Here is an 8,513-nt window from a genome sequence, read left to right as displayed (position 1 = left end):
TTGGTTTCCAACGTTATGATCGTCTAAAGTCACGTGTATTATTACATCATCAATTTAAATCACTAGAAATTCAAGTAGGTTAAGGAGTAGGAGCAAGTACTCCTACCCCAACATTTGACGTAGAACCGAAAAAATTGAGCGCATAATGAAGGACTGTTGCTTTTTATTTTCGGCTACTTTTTGCTAAGATAGTGATAAATGTTGTATTTTAGTGAGGTATATTATGGACGAATTTGATTTTATAAAACAGATCCAACAACCAAATTATAAACAACCAAGTTTAATTAAAGGAATTGGTGATGATGCAGCAGTATTCAGACAAAACTATCAAGACATTGTAACTGCTGTTGATACATTTGTGGAAAACATACATTTCTCTGATAAAACGATGAATCCGTTTCATATCGGTTATCGCGCAGTAGCAGCTAACATTAGTGATATGGCTGCAATGGGCTGTCAACCAGCCTACTACATGGTATCTATCGTCATTCCAAGGCACTGGGATGATGATCGCTTGATGCAGGTCTACGAAGGGATGAATCAGATAGCCAGTGAATATGCTATGGATTTAATTGGTGGAGATACCGTATCAGGAAACGAATTAGTTATTTCTGTAACAATTATTGGATTTGTGGAAAAAGGGAAAGCTAGATATCGAGCGAACGCAAAGAATGGTGATATTGTATTTGCTACCGGAACACTTGGGGACGCTGCTGCAGGCTTACATGTGTTAATGAGTGGCGTAAGGGATGAGCAACAAGCGCATTCCTATTTAAAAAAACGACATCAGATGCCAACCCCAAGGGTTACATTTGCAAGCGAGTTAGGTTCTGTTTCTCGACTTGTTTTAAATGATGTGAGTGATGGGATTGCAAATGAATCGGCAGAGATTGCTGAAGCATCGGATGTTACGATTACATTACAATATGATGCTATTCCAACGCATGTGGATTTATTAGATTTTTCATTAAACCAACAAAGAAATTGGAAATTGTTTGGTGGCGAAGATTTTGAATTAATTGGAACTGTTCCAGCAAAGAATTGGCCATACATTCTAACAGCTAGTGAAAAAACAGGTACACCGGTTACTAAAATTGGTCAAGTATCAACTAATCAGAAAACGAATGGTTCCGTGTTTTTAGAAGAAGATAATCATGTATCCATACTACATAAAGCAGGATATACACACTTGAAATAGGTGATTAAATGGAGAAATATGAATTTATAACACATACATCAGAAGAAACAGTCAAACTAGCTGAGAGGCTTGCATTACTATTACGCCCCGGGGATGTTCTAACATTAGAGGGTGATTTAGGGGCGGGGAAAACGACCTTTACCAAGGGAATAGGTTCTGGATTAGGTGTGAGAAGAACGATTAATAGTCCCACTTTTACGATTGTAAAAGAATATCACGGGGAAATTCCTCTTTATCATATGGATGTTTATCGATTGGAAGATAGTGATGAAGATATAGGATTTGATGAATATTTTAATGGTTCTGGAATTTCTGTAGTCGAATGGGCAACCTTTATTAAGGAATATTTACCTAAAGAGCGTTTAGATGTTCGAATGCATGTCATTGATGAACATCACCGTAAAATTATTTTTTATCCTAATGGTGAAGATTTTGAAAAGATTTGTGAGGAGTTACTACGATGAATATACTTGCGATAGATACATCAAATCAAGTCATGGGTGTTGCTGTACAGAAGGATGGGCAATTAGCAGGCGAATATATCACTAATGTTAAACGGAATCATTCCGTACGTCTGATGCCAGCAATTGATCAAGTGATGAAAGATACAGCAACTTCTCCGAAAGATTTGGATAAGATCGTTGTTGCCAAAGGTCCTGGCTCTTATACTGGGGTAAGAATCGGTCTATCAACAGCGAAAACAATAGCTTGGACACTTAATATCCCAATTGTAAGCCTATCAAGTTTAGAAATGCTTGCATATAATGGTATGTGGACAAACGAGCTGATCTGTCCATTCTTTGATGCACGTAGAGGACTTGTTTACACTGGTTTGTATCAAAGGGCGGCTAATGGTCAGTTAGAGCAGGTATGGAATGATACAAACATCTTATTGGCAGATTGGTTACAACAAGTAGCAACATTACAAAAGAAAGTGGTGTTTTTAAGTCAAGATATCCATTTACACCATGAAACAATTACAACTTATATGGGAGATTTAGCAATAATTCCAGATGGTCCGATCCATTTACCTAAAGCCTCTTATTTAGCGCAAGCTGGCATGTACAAAGAAGCAAGTTCCGTTCATACGTTAACCCCTAACTACCTAAGGTTAGCTGAGGCTGAGGCAAAATGGTTAGCAGAACAGCAGGGGAAGTAAGTTATGTCAAAAATTATAATTAGGCAAATGAATACAGAAGATATTGACCAAGTAATGAAGATTGAACATGCGTCTTTTGGGGTACCATGGACATCGGATATATTTGAGAAAGAGTTAACAGAAAATCCTTATGCAGCTTATTTTGTTATCGAAGAAAGTGGTACTATTTTTGGTTATTGTGGATTATGGCTGGTAATTGATGAAGCTTCGATTACGAATATAGCTTTATTACCTAGTTATCGTGGCCATAATTATGGAACGGCACTTTTTCAATATGTTATTAATCAAGCAAAAGCATTAGGGGCACATCGATTATCGTTGGAAGTACGCAAGACCAATCATGTTGCCCAAAAAATGTACCGTAAGTTTGGACTAGAGCCAGGTGGGATAAGAAAAAGGTATTACACAGATAATAATGAAGATGCAATAGTTATGTGGGTGAAATTATGACAAATGATCAGTACATATTAGGAATAGAAACAAGCTGTGATGAAACAGCTGCAGCAGTCATCAAAAATGGAACAGAAGTTGTTGCTAATGTGGTTGCCTCTCAGATTGAAAGTCATAAACGTTTCGGTGGGGTTGTACCAGAAATAGCATCAAGACACCATGTGGAGCAAATGACGGTGGTACTTGAAGAAACATTAGCACAAGCGAACCTTGATATGGAACAAATTGAGGCCATAACAGTTACAGAAGGACCAGGGTTAGTTGGAGCATTGCTAGTAGGAGTGAACGCTGCCAAAGCATTGGCATTTGCAAATAGTAAACCATTGGTAGGGGTTCATCATATTGCTGGTCATATTTATGCCAATCGATTGTCGAAGGAATTTAGTTTTCCAGTTCTAGCACTTGTCGTTTCTGGAGGACATACTGAGTTAATTTTAATGCGTGAACATGGTTCCTATGAAATTATCGGTGAAACAAGAGATGATGCAGCAGGCGAAGCATATGATAAGGTAGCACGAACATTACAATTGCCATATCCAGGTGGCCCGCAAATTGATCAGTTGGCAGCAGAAGGAAAAGATAACCTGCAGTTTCCACGAGCATGGTTAGAAGAAGGTTCATACGATTTCAGTTTCAGTGGTTTAAAATCAGCAGTTATTAATAAGCTTCATAATGCACAGCAACGTGGTGAAGAATTTAAAAGAGAAGATGTAGCAGCAAGTTTTCAAGCAAGTGTCGTGGAAGTTTTGGCGACAAAAACCTACCGTGCTGCTAAAGAGTATAATGTTAATCAAGTGATTGTTGCTGGTGGTGTAGCTGCCAATAAAGGATTACGTAGTGAGTTAGAGAGACAATTTAGTGATCAATCAATCGAATTATTAATACCAGCCCTGCACTTATGCACAGATAATGCAGCAATGATCGCTGCTGCTGGAAGTGTTGCCTATAATCAAGGACATCGAGCAGGTTGGGATTTAAATGCTAATCCAAGTTTAGATCTTGAAGCATTTGGAGCTAGAAAAAAATAGTACTGCTTTCTAGGTATGTGGCTAAAGTATGGTCACATACCTTTTCATTTGGACCAAATAAAAAATTCGACACGTGTAAAGAGTGTAAAAACGATTGAATTGTCGAATGGACAAAAAATTTTAATAAGTTATTAACAACCTTTATCTGAATATGTGGATAAATAATCGCGTTGCTATGTTAATAGGAATGTAAGCGAATAGCAAAAATGTGGAAAATTGCACAAAAATCTGTGGATAATGTGTATAACTTTGTTGAGAACTGTGATTTCAGTTGTTATTATGTGTATAAGTATGTGAATTGTTGGGATAACTTTTGTCGAATTCAACAACGACAAGCATCGTCATGATTCTTTAATATTTCTGATATTTTATAAAATATGACATTTGCTGTCTGAAAGGGGAAAGGTAGGTACTATTTAGAGAAGTCTACTGTGCAATAGCTTTAACTTTTTGTGTACGCTAAATTGAAAAAAATGCTACGGAAGCATAATCTGTTCGTACGGGACAAGGTATCAACCCCTATATCAGATCAAAAGCAAGAAACCAGTAAACGATAACGGGCTAAACGTGCACCGGATCTGGTCGAAAGCAAGAAACCAGTAAACGATAACGAGCTAGACGTGCACCGTATCAGGTCAAAAGCAAGAAACCAGTAAACGATAACGGGCTAAACGTGCACCGTATCAGGTCAAAAGCAAGAAACCAGTAAACGATAACGAGCTAATCGTGCACTGAATCTGCACAAAAGCAAGAAACCAGTAAACGATAACGGGCTAAACGTGTACCGTATCAGGTCAAAAGCAAGAAACCAGTAAACGTTAATGCGCAGCCTATAGCAAATACGCAATAAGTGCCAATAATATTTACAAAAAAAGAGTAGATCCAAAATCTACTCTTTACATATATGAAATGAGAACTACAAAGCAACAAACAAGCCAATTACTATGAATCTTGAAGCTCTGTCCATTCTTCCATTAACTGTTCTAAATCTTGATTGTTTTTTTCATTTGCTTCTGTTAATTCAAGTGATTTTTCATGGTCCTGATAAATATCTGGTTGGCAAAGCAATTCTTCATTTTCAGCAATGACTTGTTCAAGCTCCTCAATACTTTGTTCAATCTCTTTTATACGACGTTGTTTTTTTCTTTGTTCTTTCTTTACTTCTTTTTCTTGTTCAAAGCTAGTTTTTGATTCTATAGTATCTGGTTTAGATGGGGATTGTTGTTCCTCTAATTGCTTGATTTCATATTCCTCTTGTTTCTTTTCAAGATAGTAATCATAGTCTCCAAGATAAACGGTTGTCTGTTTTGGTTGCATTTCCACTACTTGAGTAGCAATTTTATTGATAAAGTATCGATCATGGGAAACAAATATGATTGTCCCAGGAAAATCAATTAATGCTGCTTCTAATATTTCTTTGCTATCAATATCGAGATGGTTGGTTGGTTCATCTAAGATAAGAAAATTGGCTTTTTCCATCATTAATTTGGCTAACGCTAATCTGGCTTTTTCCCCACCACTAAGGGAATGAACATTTTTTAAAACATCGTCCCCTGTAAATAAGAAGTTACCTAGTACGGTGCGAATATCTTTTTCATTAACAGTTGGATATTCATCCCATAGTTCGTTTAAAACAGTCTTATTTGAATGAAGTTTCGTTTGTTCCTGGTCATAGTAGCCGATTTGAACGTTGGAACCAATTTGGATCGTACCATGATTAGCCTTTAAATCACCGATAATTGTTTTTAACAGGGTAGTTTTTCCAACGCCGTTAGGTCCTACAAGTGCAATACTATCGCCGCGGGAGGCATGTAACGATAAGTTAGAAAAGATATCCTCTTGTTCCTGATCATAACGAAAAGCTAAGTCATTAATTTTTAAAACATCATTCCCACTACGGCGGTTGATGTCAAAACTAAATTTAGCAGAGGCTTCATCACCGCTAGGTTTTTCAATACGCTCCATTTTTTCCAGTTGCTTTCTGCGACTTTGCGCACGTTTAGTTGTCGATGCACGGACGATATTTTTTTGAACAAACTCTTCCATTTTTTTGATTTCGCTCTGTTGTTTTTCAAATTGCTTTAAATCGCGTTCGTAGTCAGCAGCTTTCTTCTCCAAATACTTACTATAATTTCCATAATATTTAGAGGAATGGTGACGAGATATTTCATAGACGATGTTAACTGTCTTATCTAAAAAGTAACGATCGTGTGAAACAATCACAACAGCTCCACTATAGTTGTTAAGATAGCCTTCTAGCCAAGACAATGTTTCAATATCTAAGTGGTTTGTGGGCTCATCCAAAATTAAAATGTCTGGCTTAGTTAGTAATAATTTACCTAATGCTAAACGAGTTTTTTGCCCTCCACTAAGCACACTAATAGGAGTGGTCCAAGCAAAATCCTTGAAATTCAACCCATTCAAGACGGCTTTAATATCGGCTTCGTATTGATAACCGCCCTCTGTCTTAAATGCTTGTTGTTTTCTATCATAATCAGCTAATAATTGTTGATAGGCTTCCTGATTTTCTAATAAATCAGGGTCACCCATTCTTTGTTCCATTTTACGTAATTCAGCTTCTTTTGTCCGTAGATGCTGAAATACGGTTAGCATTTCGTCCCATATCGACTTGGTTGATTCTAAACCAGTATTCTGAGCTAAATAACCAAGTGTCACATCTTTTGGTTGATGAATATCCCCTTCATCATAGGAAAGATCACCAGCCATTATTTTGAGCAGGGTAGATTTTCCTGCCCCATTCCTTCCAACAATCGCAATGCGATCATTTGATTTAATTTCTAGCTTAATATTAGATAAAATTAGTTCTGCACCAAATCGTTTTATAAGATTGTTTACTTGCATTAAAATCATTCTGTTCACCTCAATGCACTAAGTGTACCTTAATCATAACAATGCTAGCAAGCAAGAGTATGTCGTATGCTTTCATTGGGAAAAAATATAAACAAAATAAGTAATTGTGGTAGCATTTTTTCGATAATACCTATACTATAAGATTAGTGAAGGATTTCACTACATACAATAAAATGCTAAGATATAAATATGATGGAGGGCTTTTAATTGTCTGATTTTACTCATTTTAACGAACAAGGAAGAGCCCGTATGGTAGATATAAGTGAGAAGCAAGCGACAGAACGAAAGGCGACGGCACGGACAAGTGTGGTTGTAAATAAAGAGATCTACGAAAAAATACGGGATAATAAAATGGAAAAGGGTGATGTACTAGCTGTTGCCCAGGTTGCAGGAGTGATGGCGGCCAAGAAAACATCCGATTGGATCCCTATGTGTCATCCTCTTCAATTAAAAGGAATTGATATTCTATTTAATTGGCATGTTAAGGATGACACGTATGAATTGGTGATTGAAGCTAGTGTAAAAACAAAGGGAAGTACAGGTGTTGAGATGGAGGCATTAACAGCTGCATCTGCGACAGCTCTGACTGTTTATGATATGTGTAAGGCAGTCGATAAAGGGATGATTATTGGACAGACCTATTTACTTGAGAAGTCAGGTGGCAAGAGTGGGGATTTTTATCGTGAATAAGGACCAAGGAAGTTAAGCGGTTACAAAAGATATTAAACAAGGGGAAATGGAAATGAGTGAAAATAAAATACCACAAGCAACAGCCAAAAGATTACCGTTATATTATCGATTTTTAAACAATCTTCAAGCTCAAGGAAAATCTAGAGTGTCATCGAAAGAGTTAAGTGATGCAGTTAAAGTCGACTCTGCTACCATTAGACGAGACTTTTCATATTTTGGTGCCTTAGGAAAAAAAGGCTATGGATATAATGTGGAGTATTTACTTGGTTTTTTCCGAAAAACGTTGGATCAAGATGAAACAACTGCTGTGACATTAATAGGGGTAGGTAATTTAGGTACTGCATTTTTGAATTATAATTTCACGAAAAATAACAATACTAAAATCATGATGGCTTTTGATGCTGACCCGAATAAGGTTGGGGAAGAAATAGGTGGTGTACCAGTTTATCCCATTGATGAACTAGAGGACAGGTTAGAAAAGGTTCGAGTTGCAATTCTAACGGTTCCAGTCTCGGAAGCACAACCTATAACAGATAAGTTGATCGATTCCGGAGTGGAAGCCATATTGAATTTCACACCAGCTAGAATTACGGTACCAGATTTTGTTCGAGTGCATCATATTGACCTAGCTGTGGAATTACAATCTTTAGTGTATTTCTTAAAACATTACCCTCTGGAAGATGAAGAGGAAGAATAAACGATGTGAAAACGATTCGGTGCAGTGGCGCTGAGTCGTTTTTTTACTTGGAAGGGGGACGTCAACTTGAGCAAGCGGATCTAGGAATCGTTAATAGCAAAAAGCCGTGTACCGTGTACTAGAACTTGAAAGGGGCAAATAGTGGAATGAGGAACCATATAGATAGGGAAGCGGTTCCTGGTTCCGTTAAAGGCTTTAAAAATAGCAATAATGAGGATGAAGTGGTCTCTGATTCCGCTAAATAATCCAAAATTATGTAAAAAAGGACCAAAAATGAGCAAATAGCGGAATGAGTGGACCTCTGTCAAGAAAGTGGACACCAAAATAACGAAAAGTTGTTTAATATTGGTCGTGCAGAGACTTTTCTTAACTTTTTAAGATCATAGATGATGCCGTGGAAGCGTCAAGCCCAGCCCGCTT

General features: G+C 37.2%; 8 protein-coding genes. 7 read left to right on the top strand and 1 reads right to left on the bottom strand.

Going from position 1 to position 8,513, the window contains the following annotated elements; all coding sequences use genetic code 11:
* Positions 1 to 223: 223 nt before the first annotated feature.
* From thiL to tsaD, 5 genes are read left to right on the top strand one after another with little or no spacing between them, the layout of a single operon-like run.
* On the top strand, positions 224 to 1,198 hold the full coding sequence (gene thiL / locus FCI53_RS20735; protein WP_138420897.1) for a thiamine-phosphate kinase: 975 nt from the start codon (positions 224 to 226) through the stop codon (positions 1,196 to 1,198).
* An 8-nt stretch (positions 1,199 to 1,206) separates the two neighbouring features.
* The gene (gene tsaE / locus FCI53_RS20730) at positions 1,207 to 1,662 is read left to right on the top strand and encodes a tRNA (adenosine(37)-N6)-threonylcarbamoyltransferase complex ATPase subunit type 1 TsaE (RefSeq protein WP_138420896.1); all 456 of its coding nucleotides are present in this window, start codon (positions 1,207 to 1,209) and stop codon (positions 1,660 to 1,662) included.
* Positions 1,659 to 2,357: a tRNA (adenosine(37)-N6)-threonylcarbamoyltransferase complex dimerization subunit type 1 TsaB gene (gene tsaB / locus FCI53_RS20725; protein WP_138420895.1), complete on the top strand. Its 699-nt coding sequence runs from the start codon at positions 1,659 to 1,661 to the stop codon at positions 2,355 to 2,357. Before tsaE ends, tsaB begins: the two co-directional genes overlap by 4 nt.
* A gap of 3 nt (positions 2,358 to 2,360) precedes the next feature.
* Positions 2,361 to 2,807, top strand: coding sequence for a ribosomal protein S18-alanine N-acetyltransferase (gene rimI, locus FCI53_RS20720; RefSeq protein ID WP_138420894.1), 447 nt, complete (start codon positions 2,361 to 2,363; stop codon positions 2,805 to 2,807).
* On the top strand, positions 2,804 to 3,835 hold the full coding sequence (tsaD, locus tag FCI53_RS20715; protein WP_138420893.1) for a tRNA (adenosine(37)-N6)-threonylcarbamoyltransferase complex transferase subunit TsaD: 1,032 nt from the start codon (positions 2,804 to 2,806) through the stop codon (positions 3,833 to 3,835). Before rimI ends, tsaD begins: the two co-directional genes overlap by 4 nt.
* A gap of 942 nt (positions 3,836 to 4,777) precedes the next feature.
* Here the strand turns inward: tsaD and FCI53_RS20710 are convergent.
* Positions 4,778 to 6,706, bottom strand: coding sequence for an ABC-F family ATP-binding cassette domain-containing protein (locus tag FCI53_RS20710; RefSeq protein ID WP_138420892.1), 1,929 nt, complete (start codon positions 6,704 to 6,706; stop codon positions 4,778 to 4,780).
* A gap of 207 nt (positions 6,707 to 6,913) precedes the next feature.
* Here FCI53_RS20710 and moaC point away from each other — a divergent pair, with 207 nt between their 5' ends.
* Both moaC and FCI53_RS20700 read left to right on the top strand, forming a co-directional pair.
* Positions 6,914 to 7,396: a cyclic pyranopterin monophosphate synthase MoaC gene (moaC, locus tag FCI53_RS20705; protein WP_138420891.1), complete on the top strand. Its 483-nt coding sequence runs from the start codon at positions 6,914 to 6,916 to the stop codon at positions 7,394 to 7,396.
* Between the two features lie 52 nt (positions 7,397 to 7,448).
* Positions 7,449 to 8,093, top strand: coding sequence for a redox-sensing transcriptional repressor Rex (locus FCI53_RS20700; RefSeq protein WP_138420890.1), 645 nt, complete (start codon positions 7,449 to 7,451; stop codon positions 8,091 to 8,093).
* Positions 8,094 to 8,513: the final 420 nt, after the last annotated feature.

It is taken from the genome of Aquibacillus sediminis (assembly GCF_005870085.1).
Lineage (GTDB): Bacteria > Bacillota > Bacilli > Bacillales > Amphibacillaceae > Aquibacillus_E > Aquibacillus_E sediminis.
The sequence above is the reverse complement of the archived record's forward strand: the minus strand, read 5'-3'. Positions and strand labels throughout refer to the sequence as shown.